The sequence below is a fragment of the Flavobacterium luminosum genome (assembly GCF_023635005.1).
Taxonomy (GTDB): domain Bacteria; phylum Bacteroidota; class Bacteroidia; order Flavobacteriales; family Flavobacteriaceae; genus Flavobacterium; species Flavobacterium luminosum.
Genome location: NZ_JAMLJM010000002.1, coordinates 102077 through 126483, shown reverse-complemented (window position 1 = coordinate 126483; position 24407 = coordinate 102077). Strand labels below are relative to the sequence as shown.

Annotated in this window: 18 protein-coding genes; 15 read left to right on the top strand and 3 right to left on the bottom strand. The window is 34.8% G+C overall.

Annotation, left to right across the window (positions count from 1 at the left end):
• The first annotated feature begins 10 nt into the window (after window positions 1-10).
• Window positions 11-2296, top strand: coding sequence for a choice-of-anchor L domain-containing protein (locus NAT50_RS03720; RefSeq protein ID WP_250591633.1), 2286 nt, complete (start codon window positions 11-13; stop codon window positions 2294-2296).
• A 33-nt stretch (window positions 2297-2329) separates the two neighbouring features.
• The gene (locus tag NAT50_RS03715; RefSeq protein ID WP_250591631.1) at window positions 2330-6724 is read left to right on the top strand and encodes a T9SS type B sorting domain-containing protein; all 4395 of its coding nucleotides are present in this window, start codon (window positions 2330-2332) and stop codon (window positions 6722-6724) included.
• Window positions 6725-6821: 97 nt separating this feature from the next.
• On the opposite strand, the gene NAT50_RS03710 is transcribed toward NAT50_RS03715, so the two are convergent.
• Entirely contained in the window at window positions 6822-7754 is a 933-nt protein-coding gene (locus NAT50_RS03710) for a peptidylprolyl isomerase (RefSeq protein ID WP_250591629.1), read from the bottom strand.
• Window positions 7755-7943: 189 nt separating this feature from the next.
• On the opposite strand from NAT50_RS03710, the gene NAT50_RS03705 reads away from it, so the two are divergent.
• Both NAT50_RS03705 and trmD read left to right on the top strand, forming a co-directional pair.
• Entirely contained in the window at window positions 7944-8660 is a 717-nt protein-coding gene (locus NAT50_RS03705; protein WP_250591627.1) for a 3-ketoacyl-ACP reductase, read from the top strand.
• A gap of 134 nt (window positions 8661-8794) precedes the next feature.
• Window positions 8795-9472 (top strand): tRNA (guanosine(37)-N1)-methyltransferase TrmD, encoded by a 678-nt coding sequence (gene trmD / locus NAT50_RS03700; RefSeq protein ID WP_250591625.1) that lies wholly within the window; start codon window positions 8795-8797, stop codon window positions 9470-9472.
• A 37-nt stretch (window positions 9473-9509) separates the two neighbouring features.
• Here the strand turns inward: trmD and NAT50_RS03695 are convergent, their stop codons facing one another.
• Window positions 9510-10325, bottom strand: a complete 816-nt coding sequence (locus tag NAT50_RS03695) for an SDR family NAD(P)-dependent oxidoreductase (RefSeq protein WP_250591623.1) — start codon at window positions 10323-10325, stop codon at window positions 9510-9512.
• Window positions 10326-10756: 431 nt separating this feature from the next.
• Between NAT50_RS03695 and rplS the strand changes: the two genes are divergently transcribed.
• From rplS to NAT50_RS03640, 11 genes are all read left to right on the top strand, one after another.
• The gene (gene rplS / locus NAT50_RS03690; RefSeq protein WP_250591621.1) at window positions 10757-11107 is read left to right on the top strand and encodes a 50S ribosomal protein L19; all 351 of its coding nucleotides are present in this window, start codon (window positions 10757-10759) and stop codon (window positions 11105-11107) included.
• Between the two features lie 220 nt (window positions 11108-11327).
• Window positions 11328-13550, top strand: a complete 2223-nt coding sequence (locus NAT50_RS03685; protein ID WP_250591619.1) for an NADP-dependent isocitrate dehydrogenase — start codon at window positions 11328-11330, stop codon at window positions 13548-13550.
• A gap of 124 nt (window positions 13551-13674) precedes the next feature.
• Window positions 13675-16056 (top strand): TonB-dependent receptor, encoded by a 2382-nt coding sequence (locus NAT50_RS03680; protein WP_250591617.1) that lies wholly within the window; start codon window positions 13675-13677, stop codon window positions 16054-16056.
• 5 nt (window positions 16057-16061) lie between these two features.
• Window positions 16062-16877, top strand: coding sequence for a DUF4249 domain-containing protein (locus tag NAT50_RS03675; protein WP_250591615.1), 816 nt, complete (start codon window positions 16062-16064; stop codon window positions 16875-16877).
• A gap of 78 nt (window positions 16878-16955) precedes the next feature.
• The gene (locus NAT50_RS03670; RefSeq protein ID WP_250591614.1) at window positions 16956-17618 is read left to right on the top strand and encodes a thiamine diphosphokinase; all 663 of its coding nucleotides are present in this window, start codon (window positions 16956-16958) and stop codon (window positions 17616-17618) included.
• Window positions 17619-17629: 11 nt separating this feature from the next.
• Window positions 17630-18058, top strand: coding sequence for a thioredoxin family protein (locus NAT50_RS03665; protein WP_250591612.1), 429 nt, complete (start codon window positions 17630-17632; stop codon window positions 18056-18058).
• 1 nt (window position 18059) lies between these two features.
• Window positions 18060-18980: an FAD:protein FMN transferase gene (locus NAT50_RS03660; protein ID WP_250591610.1), complete on the top strand. Its 921-nt coding sequence runs from the start codon at window positions 18060-18062 to the stop codon at window positions 18978-18980.
• 13 nt (window positions 18981-18993) lie between these two features.
• Window positions 18994-19200 (top strand): DUF4266 domain-containing protein, encoded by a 207-nt coding sequence (locus NAT50_RS03655; RefSeq protein ID WP_250591608.1) that lies wholly within the window; start codon window positions 18994-18996, stop codon window positions 19198-19200.
• Window positions 19201-19217: 17 nt separating this feature from the next.
• Window positions 19218-20429: a DUF3570 domain-containing protein gene (locus NAT50_RS03650; RefSeq protein ID WP_250591607.1), complete on the top strand. Its 1212-nt coding sequence runs from the start codon at window positions 19218-19220 to the stop codon at window positions 20427-20429.
• A 150-nt stretch (window positions 20430-20579) separates the two neighbouring features.
• Window positions 20580-22568 carry an excinuclease ABC subunit UvrB gene (gene uvrB, locus NAT50_RS03645; protein ID WP_250591605.1) on the top strand — a complete coding sequence of 663 codons (1989 nt, stop codon included), beginning with the start codon at window positions 20580-20582 and terminating at the stop codon, window positions 22566-22568.
• A 338-nt stretch (window positions 22569-22906) separates the two neighbouring features.
• Window positions 22907-23881 (top strand): c-type cytochrome, encoded by a 975-nt coding sequence (locus tag NAT50_RS03640; protein WP_250591603.1) that lies wholly within the window; start codon window positions 22907-22909, stop codon window positions 23879-23881.
• 24 nt (window positions 23882-23905) lie between these two features.
• On the opposite strand, the gene NAT50_RS03635 is transcribed toward NAT50_RS03640, so the two are convergent.
• A complete protein-coding gene (locus tag NAT50_RS03635) occupies window positions 23906-24355 on the bottom strand; it encodes a TerB family tellurite resistance protein (RefSeq protein WP_262918580.1) in 450 nt (149 codons plus the stop codon).
• Window positions 24356-24407 lie beyond the last annotated feature (52 nt).

The following is a 24407-nucleotide window of genomic DNA, read 5'->3' as shown; positions in this document are numbered from 1 at the left end:
AAACTAAAGAATGAAAAAGGTAGTATTTTATTTATTATTTATTTTTTCAACAACAGGATATTCACAATACATTCAAGTTGATGATAGTTTTACTGCACAACAATTGGTTGATAATTTCTTTGCAGCCAATGGTGGTTGTGGTCAAGCCTTTAATGTCTCTGTTAATGGTGGGAATTTCACAAATGCTAATAGCTACGGATACTTTACTAAAGGAAGCAGTCTTTTCCCTTTTAACGATGGTATTATTTTAAGCACCGGAAAAGCCACTTCTGCCATTGGTCCTAATGATGGAGACAAAAGTGACAATCTTGGTGATTGGGCTGGCGACAGTGATTTAGAGCAAGCCTTAGGACTTTCTGGAACTTACAATGCAACCATCTTAGAGTTTGACTTTATTCCTTTCACAGATAAAATTAGTTTCGATTATATTTTTTCTTCTGAGCAATACTTAAAAAATCCTAGATCAAGTCAATGTGGATATACTGATGGATTTGCTTTTTTAATAAAACCTGCCGGCGGAACGTATGAAAATATTGCTTTAGTCCCAGGAACAAATACTCCAGTATCAGTTAATACAATCAGAGGATCAGGAACTATATGCACAGCCAGTAACGAAGAATATTTCGATGCCTTTAACGATTATGATCATCCAACCACTTTCAACGGGCAAACCAAAGTATTAAAAGCCCAAGCCAATGTAATCTCTGGTAATACCTATCACATTAAATTAGTCATAGCAGATCAAGGAAATGGTCTTTTTGACTCGGCGATATTTCTAGGAGGCGGTACTTTTAAAAGTGAAACAGATCTGGGAGAAGATAGACTCATCAGCAATAACAATCCTTATTGCGAAGGCGAAACCGTAATTCTCGATGCAACACAACCAGGAACCAACAATACTTACAAATGGTTCATTGATAGTAATCCGACAAGCATTACAACACCTACATTCACTATTACAGATAATACCAATACGGCTGTTGTAAATTATAGTGTCGAAGTAACTATAAACGGTAGTTGTATCTCAACGGGTGAAGTAAACATTCAATTTGCCTCAAAACCAATCTTATCTAATCAAACTCTAGTTCAATGCGATTATGATTCCAACGGAAACGCCTTATTCAACCTAACCAAGTTAGATAATCTAATTAAAAACAATGATCTTTCTCTTGGTAACGTTACATATTACGAGAATATTGGAGGAGCCGTTATAACAAATCCTTCTGCTTATAATAGTATTCCAAAAAAAATCTATGCAAGGGTTGATAACCAATACAATTGTTCTTCTTATGCCGAAGTAAACTTAGAAATTTCCAATCAAAGTGTAACCTCGCCTCAAACAGTGGCAAAGTGTGATGAAGATGGTACTAAAAATGGAATCACTTCTTTCGATTTAAATACGGAAATTAGTCCAATAATTACAAGCGGTTTACCATCTGGGCTCGTGGTTGAATATTACGCTACAAGTTTAGATGCGGAAGCACAAAGTAATCCATTACCGAATAATTATACCAACCAAAAAGCAAATACTGAAAGTATTTTTGCCAGAATAGTGAACGGATCGGATTGTTACGACATCATAGAAATAATTTTACAGGTCAATTACAATGCGCCTGCGGACTTTAACAATGAAACCACTTTATATTTGTGTCCTAACGCTACAGTAACTTTGAATGTAGCCAATACCTTTGCCAGTTATAACTGGTCTAACGGAGACCAAGATTTTGAAACTCAGGTTAGCACTTCAGGAATTTACACTGTTGAAGTGACCGATTCAAACGGTTGTAAAGCCACTAAAACATTCAATATTCTCCCTTCGGCACCAGCTAGTGATATTGATGCTACTATTTATGATTTTTCTGAAAATAATTCGATTACCATTACCTATACTGATAATGGAGGTGATTACGAATTTTCAATAGACGGAAGTATTTACCAAGATAGCCCCACCTTCGAGAATTTGGAAACAGGAGAATACACTATTTATGTAAGAGATAAAAATGGGTGCCAACCAATTCCTTCTAAAACAATATACTTATTAGACTTTCCAAAATATTTTACACCTAATAACGATGGTTACAATGACTATTGGAAAATTAACTTTTTAGAATTATACCCAACATCATACATCAATATTTTTGATCGTTACGGAAAATTATTAAAGCAATTGTCTTCACAATCCAACGGTTGGGACGGTACGTTTAGAGGAGAGCCTCTTCCCGCTGGAGATTATTGGTTTGTAATAAATCTATACAATGGGAGAACTGTAAAAGGTCATTTTTCACTTAAAAGATAATTCTCTACCTTTGGACCACAACCAAACAAACTTATGAGAATTAAATTATTATTGTTAACCTTTTTTTTAGGGCTAAATGGTTATGCGCAATTCAGTAAAACACATTATATCCCTCCTATTTCAAACAGTGAAGCATATCAGTCTTTAGAACAAGCCTTATATATTTCCTGTCCAAGTACAACCAATGTAAACTATAAAATCACTGCTTTAGGTGGGGCTTCAACCACTGGAGTCGTGAGTAGAGATAATCCTCAGTCAATTATTATAGGAAATGGTTCCGATACACAAATTTTAGCTAACGGATTCTCTGTAGGTTCGGTGCTAAATAACAAAGGGTATATCGTTGAAGCAGACGATTTAATTTATGTTACTGTCCGATTAACCGCTATAAATCAAGCTGGAGGTATCGTTTCAAAAGGTTTAGCAGCATTGGGTACTGAATACAGAATCGGGGCTTTTACCAACAACAGTCCCGGATTAATTACAGATACTAGACATTATACTTTTGCCTCAGTTTTAGCAACCGAAAACAATACCGTTGTAACATTCAGTGATATCAAACCAGGTACTACACTAGTCAATCAAAATACCGGAAATGCTCCCTTCAGCATTACCTTAAATAGTGGTGAAAGTTATATTATAGCTACTCAAGGACCAAATAATGCAAATAGAGACGGGCTAATCGGGGCGCTTATTAGTTCCAACAAACCTATCGCAGTGAATTGTGGCTCGTATGGAGGTTCAAACGGTTCTGTTACCAATAGTTCCGATTTTGGTTTTGACCAAATTGTGTCTACAAAAAATATTGGTAACGAATACATCTTCATTAAAGGAAAAGGAAACAACGATGTAGAAAAACCCTTATTAGTTGCTCATGAAAACGGAACCGAGGTTTTTATTAACGGAAATACAACGCCGACAGCTATCTTGAATGCGGGTGAATATTTAGCAATCAATGGTTTTAATTTCACCAGCGACAATAATTTATATGTTAAAACCTCTAAAAATGTATTTGCCTATCAAGGCCTAGGAGGTTCTGGAAATGAAGCTAATCAGAACATGCATTTTGTGCCGCCTTTAAGTTGCGAAACTCCTAAAATTATCAATAATATCCCTAAAATAAATGAAGTAGGTACTGATAGTAATTTTGGAGGCACAGTTTCTATTGTAACTAAAAAGGGCGCCTCATTAAATTTTATTATCAACGGTGTTGACTATACTTTGGCTAATTTATCAAACATTGGTGTGAGTTATACTGGTCCTTCTAACGTTACCGGAAATCCAGATTATGTTACCTATATTTTCAATGGATTAAGTGGAAATGTTTCTGTTTTTTCGAGTGAATCGGTTTATTTATCCTATTTTGGATCTTCTGGATTTGCAACATACGGAGGTTTTTACTCTGGTTTTACTTTTGCCCCTGAAGTTGCTTTTCAAAAAGTTTCCGTAAGTAATGAAAATTGTATACCTAATATTGTTTTAAAAGTAAATGATGTTACTTCTTTTGATCAATTTCAATGGTATTTCAATGAAGTGCCTATCACGACGGGGGCAACCAATAATTCCTACACTCCTACACAACCTGGGTTTTATCATGTTAAAGCTTCTATTTCTTCTTGTGGAAGAAGTCTTGAATCTGATCGAATTCCTGTTAGTTCTTGTTCTACGAACCAAGATGGTGATTTGGCTAATGATAACATTGATATTGACAATGACAACGACGGAATTACCAATTGCACTGAATCGTTTGGCAATCAAATCATTAACACAGCAGTAACCACGGGTAACATTCCCAATTCAACCATTACTTACAATACCAGTTACTCAACTTCTACTATGGCAGCAGCCATTCCTTTTACTGGAAATGCCGACGGAAGTTTCATTACAGAAGTCCCAGCCGGAAAAGGATATTTTGTAGATTACACTTTAAATTTCAGTCAACCGACCAACATCACTCTAGAATATCCTCAAACAGCAGCGCCAAACGATCTAATCAATTCAAATGCTGAATATGTTGTAAATAGTGATATCAATAAAACCATCACGGTGCTAAACCCGTCAAATCAGTTATTAATTGATACTAATTATGATGGAATTTATGAGAGCGATGTAACGCAATACTCTTCTTTCGAAATCCGATTCCGTTTGAATGGAAGCACACCTTTAGCTGCCGGAAACGCTGATTTTAAATTTCAGTCCTATCAAACTGCTTCATTAAAAATTACCCATAAAAATTTATCTGATACAGAAATCAACAAATCTACTTTTAAAGTACTAGCGACTTGTGTTTACAAAGATACTGATAGTGATGGCATTCCTGATCAACTCGATAACGACAGTGATAACGATGGAATAAGTGATGTGATTGAAGCTCAAGGTAATGCACCAGTAGTTTTATCTAATTCTGATACCAATTTAAATGGTTTAGATAACGCTTTCGAAAATGGATTCATCCCTTATGACAACGACAACGATTTAGTTCCTGATTATTTAGACTTGGATTCTGATAATGATGGTATCCTTGATTCTGTTGAAGGTATAGTAGATACTGATACAGATGGTATAAAGAATTTTAGAGAATTAGACAGCGACAATGATCTTTGTTTTGATGTTAAAGAAGCTGGCTTTTCAGACAACAACTTCGACGGGATTCTCGGAGATACTACAGTTATGGTAAATGCTAACGGACTAGTAACAAACGCCATAGGTTACACTACTCCTCACCCGGATTATACTACGGTAGCCCCAATAACAATTATCGCTCAACCTAGCAATAAAGCTCAATGTTTATTCGAAACTACTACTTTTGAAATAGACGTAAATGCGGAGACTTTTCAATGGCAATTATCGACAGATAATGGTTTAAACTGGAGCAATCTTAGCAACGACACTACCTATTATGGAACTAACACTAATCAATTAACCATTACAAATTTACAGAGTAATATGAATGGTTTTGTTTATCGTGTACAATTAAACCGAAGCGGTAATAGTTGTGATTTTTATTCAAACCATGCATCGTTAATTATTTATGAATTGCCTATTGTAAATAGTGGAGTTACTTATATTCAGTGTGACACCGACACTAACAATCAAAGTATTTTCAATTTAAGAAATAAAGAAAGCCAACTTTCAAACAATTATGTCAATGAAAAGATAGACTTTTTCTTAACGGAAACAGGTGCGCGAAACAATGAAGCTAGTGATTTAATCACCAATCCAACTTCTTATGAAAATACTTCATCTCCTCAAACCATCTGGGTTAGAGTAACCAATAACAACAACTGTTTCAGTGTTACTAGCATGGAATTGTATGTTTCAACGGCTGGGGCAATTACTTTCCCTCAACCTTCAGACAAACATCAATGTGACGATTATGTAGACGCGGTTAATAATGATTATGACGGAATTGCTTCCTTTGATTTTACTGACATCGCCAATGATTTGACTACTTTTTTAAACAATACTAATCTCGAATTTAAATTTTATAAAAACGAGAATGATTATTATTTAGAGAATGATGCAAACGGAAACTCTCTGGCTATTTCGGATATTTCAAATTACAGAAATACAGGTTATAAAGACAGACAAACCATCTGGATCAGAATAGAAGACAAAATTACAGATGCTTGTTTTGGTAAACCTATCACTTTTGATGTTGTTGTAGAACCTTTACCTGCTATTGATACAAATGTTGATAAGGAGGATGATACTTATATTTGTACCAATGATGCTAATATATATCAAACCTTAACTTCGGGGCTTCCTCAAAATTCTAATTTTTCAAATTATTTATTCCAATGGCATAAAGATGGAACTCCATTGAACGGTGAAAACAATCCTTATCTCAATGTAAATGAAGCGGGTGAATATAAAGTTACTGTTTCTAACGCTAATGGTTTGCAATGTAGTAAAGAACGTATCATTACTGTGAATACCTCAAACACTGCTACATTAATTGGAGAACCAGTCGTTAAAGATTTAACTGAGAATAACAGTATTTCTATTACCGTAACCGGATTAGGAAATTATGTATTTACGTTAGACGATTTATATGCTGAAAGACAAACCACAGGATATTTCGAAAATGTTCGTCCGGGATTACATACCGTTTATGTATTAGACTTAAATGGCTGTCCTGTATTAGAAGTTCCTATTTCTATAACTGGGTTTCCTCAATACTTTACCCCAAATGGTGATGGATATCACGATCATTGGAATATGATTGGAGCTAGCAGTCAATTTAATTCCAAAGCTAAAATTTACATTTTTAACCGATACGGCAAACTTTTAAAAGAAATTAATCCTCTTAATGAAGGTTGGGATGGTACCTATTTGGGAGTACCTCAACCCTCTGACGATTATTGGTACAAATCTATTTTAGAAGACGGCCGTGAAGTAAGAGGTCATTTCACTTTAAAACGATAAACAAAATGATTATCTAATCGTATTATTTAATAAATAGTGATAAAAAAAATCTCCGCTCTAATGAACGGAGATTTTTTTATTGATGAGGGTGTAAATCTTATTTTACATCCATTAACTCTACGTCAAAAATAAGAGTTGCATTAGCAGGAATCACTCCGCCTACACTTTTATCACCGTAACCCAAATAAGATGGAATCACAAAACGTGCTTTATCTCCTACTTGCAATAATGCAATTCCTTCGTCCCATCCTTCAATTACAAATCCTTTCCCTAATGGAAATTCAATTGGTTTTTTACGAGGATAAGAACTGTCAAATGTTTTACCGTTTTCTAATTTACCTTCGTAATGCACAGAAACTGTTTTTCCTTTCTCCGCTTGTTTACCATTCCCTTTTTGAATGATTTTATAACGTAAACCACTTTCTGTTCTTTCAAAACCAGCAGCCAATCTTTCCATAGCCTCTTCAGCTTGACGCTTAGCCTCTTCAATTCTTTTCAGTCTAGAACCTTCAAAAGTACGGAAAGCTTCTACCGCATTCCATTTTTGAGCTTCTTCGCCTTGACGGATTATTTCGATGCTTTCTAAAGTATCTCCCTGAGCTACTGCATCAACCACATCTTGACCTTCTACCACATGACCAAAAACAGAATGTTTTCCATCTAACCATGGCGTTGGAACGTGTGTGATAAAAAATTGTGAACCATTGGTTCCCGGTCCTGCATTAGCCATAGATAACACACCTGGCTTGTCGTGTTTTAATGAAGGGTGAAACTCATCGTCAAATTTATATCCTGGATCTCCTGTTCCTGTTCCCAATGGGCATCCTCCTTGAATCATAAAGTCCGGAATCACGCGGTGAAATTTCAAGCCGTCATAATATTTTTGTCCTTGAGGTTTTACTGAATTTTCTAAATTACCTTCTGCTAATCCAACGAAATTCCCTACAGTTCCTGGAGTCAAATCGTACGTTAACTTTACTAAGATAGAGCCTTTTGAAGTATTAAATTTTGCGTAAATACCGTCTTGCATAGTATATTTATTTAAATTTGAGTCACAAAATTACAAATATTAAAAGAAAGTACCTGATATTGGATATTAAATAATTCCTTACTGCTCAAACACAAAAGTTTTTTAATAGGGTTACAACTCATAAACTTAATTTAAAATTAAATATTTTAAAATCTATTCCTTTTAAATTTGCACTTTAAAATTAAACATATGGAAAATTTAAAAGGTCAAAAAGCAATTATAACCGGAGGAGGAAGAGGACTAGGAAAAGCAACTGCTATTGCACTAGCTAAAGAAGGAGTAGATGTAGCCATTACGGGTAGAAATGAACAAAACTTACTAGCTACGGTAAACGAGTTAAAAGCACTTGGAGTGAATGCAACTTATGCTGTTTTTGATGTTAGTGATTATAACGCAGTAAAAGAAGGTATTGAGAAAATTATTGCTGAATTAGGAACTGTAGATATTTTAGTGAATAACGCTGGAATAGCTGCTTTCGGATCTTTTCTTGAAATGGAGACAGAAAAATGGGTTAACATGATTCAAACCAATGTATTGGGTATGTACTATGTAACCAAAGAAGTTTTACCGCATTTAGTGGCTAAAAACCAAGGAGACATTATTAATGTGTCGTCTACTGCCGGAATCAACGGAAATCCAGGAACTTCAGCCTACTCAGCATCAAAGTTTGCTGTAATTGGACTATCTGAATCTTTAATGAAAGAAGTACGAAAAAACAACATCCGTGTTTGTACTCTAACGCCTAGTACAATAGCTTCTGACATGTCGCTAGAACTAGGAATTACCGACGGAAATACTGAAAAAGTATTACAACCGGAAGATTTTGCACAATTAATTGTTGCGAGTTTACAACTGCCAAGAAGAGCCATGCTAAAAACGGCTTCTTTGTGGTCAACCAATCCATAAAAAATATTCTTGATACTATAGAAAGCGGTTTGTTTCAAATCGCTTTCTTTTTTTAATTCATCTGTTCAATTTTAAATTTTATTAGAAGTACAAATAGCTAAACTTTGTACCTTTGCCACTTTGATACAATAAATATGCGTATAGATATTATCACTGTTTTACCAGAATTACTAAAAAGCCCATTTGAAGCATCTATTATGAAAAGAGCAATTGAAAAAGGCTTGGTAGAAGTTCACTTCCATAATTTAAGAGATTACGCTTACGACAAACGCAGAAGTATTGATGATTATCAGTTTGGTGGAGGTGCTGGAATGGTAATGATGATTCAACCCATAGACGATTGTATCACAAAATTAAAATCGGAACGAGAATATGATGAAATCATCTACATGACACCCGATGGGGAAACCTTAAATCAACCCATGGCAAACAAAATGTCGATGTATGAAAACATTATCATATTATGCGGACATTATAAAGGGGTGGATCAACGGGTAAGAGATCATTTCATAACCAAAGAAATCTCTATTGGCGATTACGTCCTCAGCGGTGGCGAAATTGGCGCCATTGTTTTGTGTGATGCCCTAATCCGATTGATTCCTGGGGTTTTAAGCGATGAAACTTCGGCACTTACCGATAGTTTTCAGGACAACTTACTCTCTCCTCCTATTTACACCCGACCTGCAGAATATAAAGGATGGAAAGTTCCCGATGTCTTGCTAAGTGGACACGCCGCCAACATAGACAAATGGCGTGAAGAAAAAGCCTTCGAACATACAAAAAACAGACGACCAGATTTACTAGAAGATTAATATTCCGAGAAAATACTGGTCTAATGCCTAGTTTTGGTTATTTTCTTCCTTTAAAATCTTTCATAGAATCATAAATACCAAAAACATGTTTCATGATCCATTCGTAAATTGCTAAAGGAAAAATACCTTGACACAATCGAATCACCCAATATGGCAAAGGTATCGCCAACATTTTGGTTCTATTTTCGATGGCTCTGATAATTCGTTCCGAAGTTTTTTCTGGATCTAGTATTGGTAATACTTTAGACTTTACCCCATCAAACATTCCGGTATTAATATAAAAAGGCATAATGGTAGTAACCGAAACATTTTGACTCGTCTCGCTCAATTCAATTCGCAAACTATCACTCCATCCTACCACGGCCCATTTTGAAGCAGCGTAAACAGACATCTTGGGATTAGAGATCAATCCAGCCGAAGAAGCAATATTACAAATTGCGCCATAATCTTGATTTTTCATTTCTGGCAAAAATTCCAAGGTTGTGTGCATTAAAGCATTGGAATTGATTAACATTGTTCTTGAAATATCGGTATGAGAATGCTCTGAAAAATATTTTCCTACAACAATCCCTGCATTATTAATTAAAATATCAATGACACCGACTTCTTCCCTTACCTTGGCTGCTGTGGCAACAATTTGATCTACCTGAGAAATATCGACTACAAAGGTGACAATTTCAGATTCAAAAGAAGCAAACTCTTCTTTTACCTTAGCTAACCCTTCGGCATTCACATCCCAAATTACTACATGAGAAGCTTTTCGTTCTAAAGCTTTTCTAACCATAATTTTTCCAATACCTGAAGCGCCTCCGGTAACTAAAACTTTTTTATTCTGAAATATTAATTTTGCCATATTTTTTTAAAAATTAGAATTCTAAAATAGTAATAATTTTCGAAATAACACCTTCGAAAATACGATTGTCATTGCTTATAAAAATGTTAGCATAAGTCATTGTTAATCATTATTTTCACATTAATTTCGATTAATTTTAGTTGAAAAATTGCATCAAAACCAAGATTAAAAAACATTAAATACGATTCTTTGTTCATTTTTTGCTTCTTTCAATACACAAAAACACTCGAACGAATCTTATTGATGACGACATACAACAGTCAAAAAACAATTTCACATTAAAAATCCTAAAAGAGACAGAAAATCAATGCTTTAAAAAGTTAAATTTATTTTGGGTTTTGAGAATAAATTTATAATTTTGCACCCACTTTGACCAACCTCTGGCGATAACCGTGAATGTTGTTCAGATTTTAACCATAATTTTCAATAAAATGGCAAGTTTATTAGATTTCGTAAACAACGAATTAACTGCAAAAAAAGATTTCCCTGCATTTGGTGCTGGTGATACTATCACTGTGTACTATGAAATTAAAGAGGGTGAAAAAACAAGAACTCAGTTCTTCAAAGGAGTAGTAATCCAAAGAAGAGGTACTGGTGCTACTGAAACTTTTACTATCCGTAAAATGTCAGGTGCTGTAGGTGTAGAGCGTATCTTCCCTATCAACATGCCAGCATTACAAAAAATTGAATTAAACCAAAGAGGTAAAGTTAGAAGAGCTCGTATTTTCTACTTCAGAGATCTTACTGGTAAAAAAGCAAAAATCAAAGAAAGAAGAGGTTAATCTTTCATTGGAATGCAATAAAAAAAGTCTCGTTTATTTCGAGACTTTTTTTATGCAAAAAAATCAGAATAAAAATTACACTTTTTACAATTAAATCTAAAAAAAGTAATAATCAAATAATTTTCATTTACCCCACATAAGTCATCTGTATTTTAGTCTGATTTTCTTATATTTGCTAACCTTTTTTAAAGCATTTATTCATTTTTGAAATAGAAAACCAATGACAAAAAAATCAACAATTCACTACACTTTAACGGATGAAGCCCCTATGCTTGCTACACATTCGTTTTTACCAATAGTACAAGCCTTTACAGCTCCGGCTGATATTAATATTGAATTAAAAGATATTTCTGTAGCTGCTAGAATACTAGCGCAGTTTCCTGAAGTACTTAAAGAAGAACAAAAAGTAGCCGATAATTTATCCGAATTAGGACAATTAGCATTAACTCCAGAAGCTAACATTATCAAGTTACCAAATATTTCTGCATCTATTCCTCAATTAAAAGAAGCTATTGCAGAACTACAATCTCATGGTTATGCTATTCCTAATCTCCCGGAAGAAGCTACAACAGAAGAAGAAAAAAATATTAAAGCTAAATATGCTAAAGTATTAGGATCTGCTGTAAATCCAGTATTACGTGAAGGAAATTCAGATCGTCGTGCTCCTAAAGCTGTTAAAAATTATGCAAAAGCAAACCCTCACAAAATGGGTACTTGGGCTTCTGACAGCAAAACAGAAGTAGCTCACATGAATGCTGGAGATTTCTTCGGTACTGAAACATCAACTACAGTAGCATCAGAAGGTAAATTCAGAATTGTATTTAGCGGAAACGATGGTTCTACGAAAGTTTTAAAAGACTACTCTAATTTAAAAGCAGGAGAAGTTATTGACAGCTCTGTAATGAACTTAAACGCTTTAAAAGAATTTGTAGGAACTGCAATTCAGAAAGCTAAAGAAAATAACGTTTTACTTTCTGCACATTTAAAAGCAACCATGATGAAGATTTCGGATCCTATCATTTTTGGTGCAGTTGTTGAAACTTTCTTCAAAGACGTATTCACAAAATATGCCGATGTTTTTAAAGCTTTAGACATCAATGCAAACAATGGGTTACAAGACTTATTAGACAAAATTGCAGGTCATGCACAAGAAGCTGAAATCAAAGAAGCAATTCAAAACGTTTTGAACCAAGGACCTAGAGTAGCTATGGTAAATTCGGATAAAGGAATTACCAATTTCCATGTTCCTTCTGACATTATTGTAGATGCTTCTATGGCTGCCTTAGCGCGTAATGGAGGTAAAATGTGGAACGCTGAAGGAAAAGAAGAAGACACTATTGCTATTATCCCAGATCGTTCTTATGCTGGTTTTTACCAAGCAGTTATCGATGACATGAAGAAAAATGGCGCGTTAGACCCTAAAACTATGGGATCAGTTCCGAATGTTGGTTTAATGGCTCAAAAAGCGGAAGAATACGGTTCTCATGACAAAACATTCCAATTATCTGCTGAAGGTACCGTAAAAGTAGAAGACGAACAAGGAAACGTATTATTAGAACAAAAAGTTGAGGCAGGAGATATTTTCAGAATGTGTCAAACAAAAGACGCTCCTATTCAGGATTGGGTAAAATTGGCAGTAAACAGAGCACGTTTGTCTGATACTCCAGCGATTTTCTGGTTAGACAAAGATAGAGCGCACGATAGAGAAATCATCAAAAAAGTAGAGAAATACTTAAAAGATTTCGACACTACCGGTCTTGACATCCGTATCATGGACATTAAAGATGCTATGACCGAAACTTTACGTAGAATCCGTGAAGGAAAAGATACTATCTCTGTTTCTGGAAATGTTCTTCGTGATTACTTAACCGACTTATTCCCTATTTTAGAATTAGGAACTTCGGCAAAAATGCTATCAATTGTGCCATTAATGAATGGTGGAGGTTTGTTTGAAACTGGTGCAGGAGGATCTGCTCCAAAACACGTTGAACAATTTGTAGAAGAAGGTTATTTACGTTGGGATTCTTTAGGAGAATTTTTAGCCCTACAAGCTTCATTAGAGCATTTGGCACAGACACAAAATAATGCAAAAGCACAAGTTTTAGCCGACACTTTAGACGAAGCTAATGCATTGTTCTTAGCCAATGACAAATCACCTGCTCGAAAAGTAGGTCAGATTGACAATAGAGGTTCTCATTTTTATTTGGCTTTATATTGGGCTCAAGCTTTAGCTAACCAGACAAAAGATGCTGAACTTCAAGCAAAATTTGCTCCAGTAGCTGCTGCCTTAGCTGCTAACGAAGCTACCATTGATGCGGAACTAATTGGTGCGCAAGGAAAACCTCAAAACATTGGAGGTTACTATCAACCAGCAGAAGAATTAACTGCTAAAGCAATGCGTCCAAGTGAAACATTTAACAACATTTTAGCTCAGTTAAAATAAGATTACATTTTAAATGTAAAAAAAGGCGATCTTTTCAGGTCGCCTTTTTTATTAACCCTATATTAACAAGTGTTTTGCTAAAAAAAATCGATCTTTACCATCATAGAAACATAAAAAAATCAGCATGAACTTATTGAGATTTTGGTTTTCATTTTTTTTATTATTTTTCGGTTATAATCTGAATGCTCAAGATAAAATCACTTTGAGCGGAAGCATAACAGACGCTAAAACCAACGAAACATTAATTGGGGTAACCGTTTCGATTGTGGAGACTAATACTTCTGTATTCACCAATGAATACGGATTCTTTTCAATGACATTACCAAAAGGTGATTATACTCTTGAAGTAAATTACTCGGGATATGACACAGACATTAGAAAAGTCTCCCTTAACGACAACACTCGCATCAACCTTCGTTTATCAGAAGAAACTGAAACATCCAAACAATTAGATGAAGTAGTCATCACCTCTAAAAATAAAGCTAATATCAAAAAACCGGAAATTAGCGTCAACAAACTGAGTATTCAGTCTATAAAACAAATGCCGGTAGTTTTGGGAGAAGTTGATGTGATCAAATCGCTATTGTTTTTACCGGGCGTAACCAATGCAGGAGAAGGTCAATCGGGCTTTAATGTTCGTGGTGGTAGTGCCGATCAAAATTTAGTTTTGTTAGACGAAGCAACCATATACAATTCTTCGCATGTATTCGGATTTTTCTCTGTTTTCAATCCAGATGCTATTAAAGATTTAAAACTATACAAAGGAGGAATTCCTGCGCGATTTGGAGGAAGAGCTTCTTCGGTTTTGGATATTTACCAAAAGGACGGTAACAGTAACAAATTCAGCATGAATGGCGGTGTTGGTTTAATAACTAGCCGAATTCTTGCAGAAGGTCCAATTGTTAAGGAAAAAGGTTCGTTTTTGGTCGGAGGTCGTGGTTCTTATGCTCATCTTTTTTTGAAATTTACAGACAATAACAATTTGGCTTATTTTTATGATTTAAACACCAAATTAAACTACAAACTCAACAAAAACAATACTTTATACCTTTCGGGTTATTTTGGTCGTGATATTTTTTCTATTGGCGATAGTTTTACCAATACTTATGGAAACACTACATTAAATTTACGATGGAATCATCTTTTTTCTGATAAATTATTTTCCAATTTATCAATGATTTATAGTGATTACTATTACGGATTAACATTAGATTTTATTGGATTCAACTGGAAATCAGGTATAAAAAATTACAATCTAAAATACGATTTCAAACATTACCTATCCAACAATCTTAAACTGAACTATGGTGCCAATGCCATTTATTACGATTTTAATCCTGGAACCATCGAACCTATAGACGAAGATTCTAGTATCAATTTCCGTCAATTGGATAAAAAATTCGCTCTAGAACCTGCCATTTATCTAGATGCCGAACAATCAATAGGAAATAAAATATCTATTTTGACAGGATTACGATACAGTTGGTTTTACCGTTTAGGTGCTTCGACTATCAATTACTACCAAAACAATCAGGCGGTTACTTATGATGAAAGTTTAAAAATTTATGAAAAAGCAACCCCCATAAGCACCCGTTACTTTGGAAAAAACAAGACCATTGCACAATTTAATTACATGGAACCTCGATTAGCTGTTGCGTATGAAATTAACAACAACCAATCTTTAAAATTGGGCTACAACCGCATGGTTCAATATTTACAATTAATTTCGAATACAGCCTCTCCTACGCCACTCGATGTTTGGACACCAAGTGACAATTACATCAAACCTCAAATTGCGGATCAAATTGCTTTAGGTTATTTTAGGAATTTTAAAAATGATGATTATACTTTAGAAGTAGAAACCTATTACAAAGGCATTCAAAACAGAATGGATTATATAGATGGTGCCGATTTGATCGCCAACGAAGCTATCGAACAAGTTATTTTAAATGGAAAAATGCGTTCCTACGGATTAGAGCTTTTATTGCGAAAAAATACAGGAAATTTTTCAGGATGGATCGCCTACACACTTTCTAGATCCGAACAACAAACTCCTGGAAGAACCGAAACTGAAATCGGTATCAATAATGGTAACTGGTATCGATCCGCTTATGATAAAACGCACAATTTGGCTATTACCGGAAATTACATCTATAATAAAAAATGGACTTTTGGTGCTAATTTCATCCTACAATCCGGTCAACCTGTCACCTATCCTTCTGGAAAATATGTTTATCAAGATATTGTTATTCCTAGTTACGATTCCCGCAACAATAATAGACTTCCGGCTTTTCACCATTTGGATATTTCCGCAACTTTGACTCCCGAGAAGAATATTTCTCGAAATTGGAAAGGCGAATGGGTATTTAGTATTTACAACGTGTACAGTCGTAAAAATGCAGCTTCCATTTCTTTTGCTCAAAACAGAGATACTGGAAAGAATGAAGCTACACGTTTATCCATTTTCGGAATTGTTCCGTCTGTTTCTTACAATTTTAAATTTTAATGACAATGAAAAAAATACTGTTGCTACTTACCACCATTCTTCTACTAACTTCCTGTCAAGATGTAGTTGACATTCCTTTGGAAAATGCTCCAGCTAAATTAGTTATAGATGCAAATATAAAATGGTACAAAGGAACCGATGGCGCCACTCAAGTAATCAAATTAAGCTTAACTAACGATTTTTATACCAGTGAAATACTTCCGGCATCTGGGGCTATAGTAAGTATAAAAGACGATGCTAACACTCTTTTCAATTTTATTGAAGATGCCAATACGGGGAATTATATTTGTACCAATTTCGTTCCTCAAATCAATACAAATTATACCCTTACAGTGGTGTACAAAGGAGAAACCTACACAGCTACCAGTAAATTATTGGCTACACCGGTTATTCAAGACATTCAACAAGAAACCAAACCCGGAATAAGTGGTGAAGATGAAATTCAGGTGAAATTTTTCTTTCAAGACGATGGTCAGCAAGAAAACTATTATCTGTTAAAAGTTAAAAATCCAGAAATTGTTTTTCCAGAATACGGTGTCGTTAGTGATGAATTTTTCCAAGGCAACTTAATGTTTGGATTTTACAATGATGATATCAAAAAAGGGAATCTGTTGCAATTGAGTGTTCAAGGAATAGACAAAGCGTATTTCAACTACATGTCGAAATTAATTTCTGCTTCAGGCGGCAATTCTGGAAACCCTTTTGCCACACCTCCGGCGGTTCTTCGCGGAAATATCATAAATGTTACCAACTCACAAAACTTCCCTTTTGGATATTTTGCGTTGGGAGAAGTTGACGCTAGAGACTATACAGTTCAATAAGATGAGAAATATTGAGTAACTTTTACAGAAGTTTCATAAATTTACATATCATAACAAACTTCGTAAATCGTATCTAAAATGTCTTCACATCATATCGTTCGCGATGATCAAGAACCTGCTTTAATTATTGCTAATGGAGCGGAATGTTCAAAAGAATTATTGGGCCAGTTATTAGAATGGTCTCCTTTTGTAGTTGTTCTGGATTCTGCAATTGAACGAGTTTTTGAATTAGGAATCAAAATTGATGTGCTTTTAGGGGATTTTGATCGAGGATTTACGCCTGAATACTATCTCAACCAACAATATCCACTGGAAATTGTCTATGCTCCGGATCAAAATAAAACCGATTTAGAAAAAGCTTTTGAATATTTAATCGAAAGAGGACATAAAGCGGTAAATGTAATTTGGGCCACAGGACGTAGAGCAGATCATACAATAACCAATCTTACCAATATTGTCCGATTTAAAGAACAATTAAAAATTGTTATTATAGACGACCATTCCAAAATTTTTCTTCTCCCGAATAAATTTGAAAAATGGTACACTAAAAACAGTATCATTTCGTTAATACCTATAGGTGAAGTAACCGGTATTCACTCTGAAAATTTATATTACACCCTTACCAATGACACCCTTACCATAGGATACAGAACAGGAAGCAGTAATCATGTAGCAGAAGACGGCATGGTTATTGTCACTCATGAATCTGGTAATCTATTATTAATTGAATCTTTTGACTAAATCCCTTACTTATGAAAACTCTCCTACAACTAGCCGTTTTACTGTTTTCTGTGCTAATTTCTGCTCAAGAAGCAAATAAACTCAATTTCTCACAAACTTTAGAGAAAGCCCAAACCGAAAACAAAAATGTATTGCTTTACTTCTCTGGTTCCGATTGGTGTGCGCCATGTGTAAAATTCAAAAAACAATTTGTACTGACCGAACAATTTAAATCCTATGCCGATAACAATCTAGTAGTTTACAATGCTGACTTTCCAAGATTGAAAAAAAATCAGTTAACTCCTGAAATTGTCAAAGAAAATGAAACTTTGGCTGAAAAATATAACCGTAATGGTTTATTCCCATTGATTTTACTATTGAATAAAGAAGGAAAAGTAATTAAATCGTGGGATCATTTACCATCAGAAACTCTAGAAGAATTCATCGCAAAACTCAAATAAAATGCTTTGGAAAAAAGTGGATAAATTAATGGGAAATCGATTTGAGATTTCCGTAGTGGGTTCCAATGAAAATTGGTGCTCAGATAAAATTAATTTAGCCATAGAGGAAATAAAACGAATCGAACGTTTACTCACGACCTTTTCAACAGACAGCGTTACATTTCAAATTAATGAAAATGCCGGAAATAAACCCATTGTTGTGCCCGATGAAGTTTTTAACCTCATCGAGCGTTGTCAAATGATTTCAAGAATCACTCAAGGTGCTTTCGACATCAGTTATGGTAGCCTAGACAAAAGATTTTGGAATTTCGATACGCAAATGACCTCTTTACCAGATCCTGAAACAGCAAAAAAATCGGTAGCACTTATCAATTACGAGAATATCATTCTGGACAAAGAAAACAAAACGATCTTTCTCAAAAACAAAGGAATGCGCATCGGTTTTGGAGGAATTGGGAAAGGATATGCTGCCGAAATGGCAAAAAAAATCTTGCTTCAAAACGGTGTTGAAAGCGGTATTGTGAATGCATCAGGTGATTTAACTGCCTGGGGAACTCAAGAAAACGGACAAGCCTGGACCATCGGTGTAGCTAACCCTAACCATCGTAACGATATTTTTTCTACCTTTAAGATAACAAACAAGGCGGTAGCCACTTCTGGAAACTATGAGAAATTCGTTATCATCAACAATAAAAAATATTCTCATACCATAGACCCAAAAACGGGTTATCCGGTAAGTGGCATTAAAAGCGTCACTATTATTGCTGAAAATGCAGAAATTGCAGATGCTTTGGCCACTCCTGTCACCGTTATGGGAATTGAAGTCGGTATGGATTTTATTAATCAGTTAAAACACATAGGCTGTATTATAATTGATGATTACGACCGAAAATACTTTTCCAACAATATAACATTAACATAAATTAACTTCAAATATGAAATCTTTAGCCTATTTTCTTTTACTCTTGTCAAGTGTGAGTTGCACTTCTGTAAAAGAATATCAAAAATCGAAAATTAACGATTCCGACATGGAATTAGCTGCTAGAAAATCTGAAAAATTCGAGAATACTTTCCAATTATATCGCGAAGCTAGCTCTGGTGCTAACGGAGGAAAAACAGGTGGTGGATGTGGTTGTAACTAATCTCTAATAAAAAAGTCATGAAAAAAAGAATTATAACCGCATCGCTATTGGCATTTTTATTTGGAAATCATAGCAAAGCTCAAGAAAATATTACAACAGATACAACTTCAGCTTACCAAAAACAAAAACTCAAAATTGAAGAAGTTAACTTTATTACAAGTTATTATACTCAAGATGGAGACAATTCGGCTGTGACAGGTGGTAAAGGAACTGAGAAACTCAGAGATATTGCCACAACTATTGAAGTTAAAGTCTCTAAAAAAGATAAAAATAACAACAAGCATAATTTAGGTTTCGAATTAGGCGTAGATTCTTATACCTCTGCTTCTTCCGATAAAATTGACCCTAACACTGTGAGTTCTGCATCCTACCAAGATGTTAGAGTATATCCTTCCTTGAATTATGCATTTCAGAATGAAGAAAAAAATTATATTCTGAATGGAGGTCTTTCTGGTTCAGCAGAATTTGATTATTTCTCTATTGGAATTAATGGAGGTTTTACTAAAATCTCAAAAGACAAAAACCGAGAGTTTTCCGTAAAAGGTATGGCCTTTTTCGATACTTGGAAAGTCATCCTCCCAATAGAATTAAGGAACAATCCATCAGATAACGACGCCAAACAAGGAGACAGCAAACCTCGTACTTCGTATAATTTAGGATTAACCCTTTCTCAAGTCATTAATAAAAACTTTCAAATTGCTTTATTAACCGATTTGGGTTATCAAGAAGGACTCTTGGCCACTAAATTTAACCGTGTATATTTTGACGGAGGCGATTTAAAATCGGAAAAACTACCAAGTACACGCTTTAAGATTCCGTTCGGTGTTAGAGCGAACTACTTTTTAGGTGACAATATTATTCTGAGAAGTTTTTACAGATATTATCAAGACAATTGGGATATCAAATCACATACCATCAGTTTTGAACCTGTTTTAAAACTCTCAGCATTCTCGTCTATATCGGTGCCATATCGTTTTTACAATCAGACTTCTGCAAAATATTTCAAACCCATATTCACACATCAATTGGGTGAAGAATATTACACTAGTGACTTCGATCTATCCAAATTCAAAAGTCACATGATTGGTTTAGGTTACAAAATTACCGATGCAGATCAAGGAATTTTTGGCGTAAAAAGAATCAATTCACTAGAATTACGTTACGGATATTATACCCGAGACAATGGTCTAAATTCACACATTGTAACTTTGGCGATGAAATTTAAATAAAATTTATTTTTCCCAAATACAGCTACCGCAAATTGACAGGTTAAACACTTTGAAAGCCTATCAGTTTGCGGTTTCTCTTATCTGTCAGACCTCATAAAAGCAAGTATTTCTTGGGTAAAATTAGTATCTTTGCAATCAAGTTTTTATACCATGAAATTCCAAGTCGTATCCGATTACAAACCAATGGGCGATCAGCCACAAGCTATTGAAAAATTAGCCAAAGGCATTATTAATGGAGAAAAATACCAAACACTTCTCGGGGTAACCGGTTCGGGAAAAACCTTCACAATGGCAAATGTTGTGCAGGAAATCCAAAGACCTACATTAGTTTTAGCACACAATAAAACTTTAGCTGCCCAGTTGTACTCTGAGTTCAAGCAGTTTTTTCCAAACAATTCGGTACAGTACTTCGTTTCTTATTACGATTATTACCAACCCGAAGCCTATATTCCTGTAACTGGAACCTACATTGAAAAAGACTTGTCTATCAACGATGAATTAGAAAAACTTCGATTAAGTACCACTTCAGCACTCCTTTCAGGAAGAAGAGACGTTTTGGTAGTAGCATCGGTATCTTGTTTGTATGGAATTGGCAACCCCGTTGAATTTCAAAAAAACGTAATTTCGATTGAAAGAGATCAAACGATATCCCGTACGAAATTTTTACATCGATTAGTACAAAGTTTATATGCTCGTACCGAAGGTGATTTCACCCCTGGAACTTTTCGTATTAAAGGGGATACCGTAGAAGTATTTCCTAGTTATGCAGATGATCCGTTTCGCATTCATTTTTTCGGGGATGATATTGAAGAAATTGAAGCCTTCGATACTAAAACGTCTAAAGTAATTGAACGTTATGATAAATTAAATATTTATCCTGCAAATATGTTTGTTACCTCTCCGGATGTATTACAAAATGCTATTTGGAACATTCAACAAGATTTAGTAAAACAAGTCGATTATTTCAAAGAAATTGGAAAACATTTGGAGGCAAAACGTTTAGAAGAACGAACAAATTTTGATTTGGAAATGATTCGAGAGTTAGGATATTGTTCGGGAATCGAAAATTATTCTAGATATCTTGACGGTCGCGAAGCTGGAACCAGACCTTTCTGTTTATTGGATTATTTCCCAGATGATTACCTCATGATTGTCGATGAAAGTCACGTGACTATTTCTCAAGTGCATGCCATGTACGGTGGCGATAGAAGCCGAAAAGAGAATTTAGTTGAATATGGTTTTCGTTTACCAGCCGCTATGGATAATAGACCTCTTAAATTTGAGGAATTTGAAGCACTACAAAATCAAGTAGTTTATGTTTCGGCAACTCCTGCAGATTATGAATTACAGAAATCAGAAGGGGTTTATGTAGAACAAGTCATTCGTCCTACTGGCTTATTGGATCCTATCATTGAAATTCGTCCTAGCGCGAATCAAATAGACGATCTGATTGAAGAAATCCAACAACGGTGTGAAGTAGACGAAAGAGTTTTGGTCACTACTTTAACCAAACGTATGGCAGAAGAACTAACCAAATATCTCACTAAAGTTTCTATCAGATGTCGTTATATTCATAGTGATGTAGACACTTTAGAACGTGTAGAAATCATGCAGGATTTACGTAAAGGATTATTCGATGTACTGATTGGTGTCAACCTATTAAGAGAAGGTTTAGATTTACCTGAAGTTTCTTTAGTCGCTATTTTAGATGCTGATAAAGAAGGTTTTTTACGTAGTCATCGTTCGTTAACACAAACTGTAGGTCGTGCAGCCCGAAACGTAAATGGTAAAGCCATCATGTATGCCGATAAGATTACCGACAGTATGCAACGTACCATAGACGAAACCAACTATCGTCGTGAAAAGCAAATCCAGTATAATACTCTACATGGACTACAGCCGAAAGCCCTAAATAAGAGTTTAAATAATGCTTTGAGCGGAAATTCTGTTTCCACTAAATACTATGAAAATCAAATTTTAAAAGCTGCAGAACCGGAAAGTCAATACTTAAGCAAACCCGAAATCGAAAAGAAAATCCGTGAACTCCGAAAAACTATGGAAAAAGCTGCCAAAGATCTTGATTTTATGCAAGCCGCTAAATTAAGAGATGAAATCAAAGCTCTTCAAGAAAAAATATAATCCTACATAAACTTTTGGGTATCATTTTTAATGATTCATATTTGAGTGATCCAATCGTTTTTTTTAGAAAACTTTTTTGAAACAATCAAAAACGACTCGTTATACTTTTTTATTCTATTTCATCGTTAAAACACTCGAATTTAAACCATTAAAACTTCAATCTAACGGATATCAACTGTATTTTACGAAAACATATTACATCATATCTTCTACAAACAAAAAAACATATTTATTAAAAAAATGGTATTTCAACCCGTTATTTTTATATTTTATCGAAAAAATAAGCCTAAATTTTGAATAAAAACGTATTAAAAATACTTTTACCCAAAATTTATGAGATGAAAAGAATAATGAAATTTTTAGGGTACATTTTTATCCTTGCTTGTGTGCTTATTTTAGGAGCACTTACTTATGCCAAAACGATGCTACCTTCTGTTGGAGAAGTTCCTAACCTAAAAGTAGCGATGACTAAAGAAAATATTGCCAGAGGAAAATACTTGGCTAATAATGTAATGGTGTGTATGGACTGTCATTCTTCCAGAGATTGGGGATCTTTTGCAGGACCACCAAAAGAAGGAACATTGGGAATGGGTGGAGAAATTTTTGATCAGAAACTAGGTTTCCCGGGGAAATTCGTTGCAAGTAATATTACACCTGCCAACCTAAAATCTTGGAGTGATGGAGAAATCTTCAGAGCTATTACCTCTGGAGTGAACAAAGACGGAAGAGCTTTATTTCCCGTAATGCCACACATAAGCTATGGCCAATTGGATCAAAAAGATATATTTGCCGTGATTGCTTACATCAGAACGCTAAAACCGATTGAACATAAAACAGAACCTTCTGTTGCGGATTTCCCGATGAATTTTATCATTAACACGATCCCACAAAAAGCTGAATTTTCTTCAATCCCTTCAGATAAAAAATCTGTTGCTTATGGTAAATACTTAACAACTGCTGCCGCTTGTTACGATTGCCACACAAGACAAGAAAAAGGAAAATTTGTTGGAGAACCTTTCGCTGGTGGATTTGAATTTCAATTACCTGGAGGCGCCACGCTAAGATCAGCTAACATTACCCCACACCCTACCGGTATTGGACAATGGACTGAAAAACAATTCATAAAAAGATTCAAAGATTATGCTAATCCAAATTATGTAGCTCCTAAAGTAAAACCGGGAGAATTCCAAACTATGATGCCATGGAATATGTATGCGGGTATGACCGAAGAAGATTTAGCGGCCATATTTAAATATCTTAAATCTTTGGAACCTAAAAATAATGCTGTAACTCGTTTTACACCTTCTACATAATATATCAAAGGGGAAGTAGAAATGTTAGTTGTGCTGTTCTTGGAAAGCTGTAATTAATGTTTCTGCTTCAACCATTTGATTGGGTGAATCTTCCATAAGCTTTAAAATACGCTTTGTCGCTTGAGGATTTAACCCCATATTGATGCCAATTTCATTGATAAAGATTCTTTCCCTTTCGTGTAAAATACCATCGCAATGCATCAATAAAGCCAATCGGTAAAAATGAAGAATTCTGTGAAATTCATCTTTAACCACTTTAAACTCATTTCTTTTACTAAACAATTGTAAAAAAGTATCTTTATCGATTCCCAATTCCTCTGAAACCATCAGTAAAAAATCGTATTCCCTATCGTGTAATACTCCATCGATAACTGCAAAAGCAATCATTTCAGATAACAAACCTATTTTTTCTTCCTGGGAATTCATAATTTGGATATTTGCAGCAAAGCTAACCTTTTCAAAGAATAATTGCAAAGACTCTCAATAATACTATTTGTTTTTAGATAGTGAAACTAAAAAGACTTAG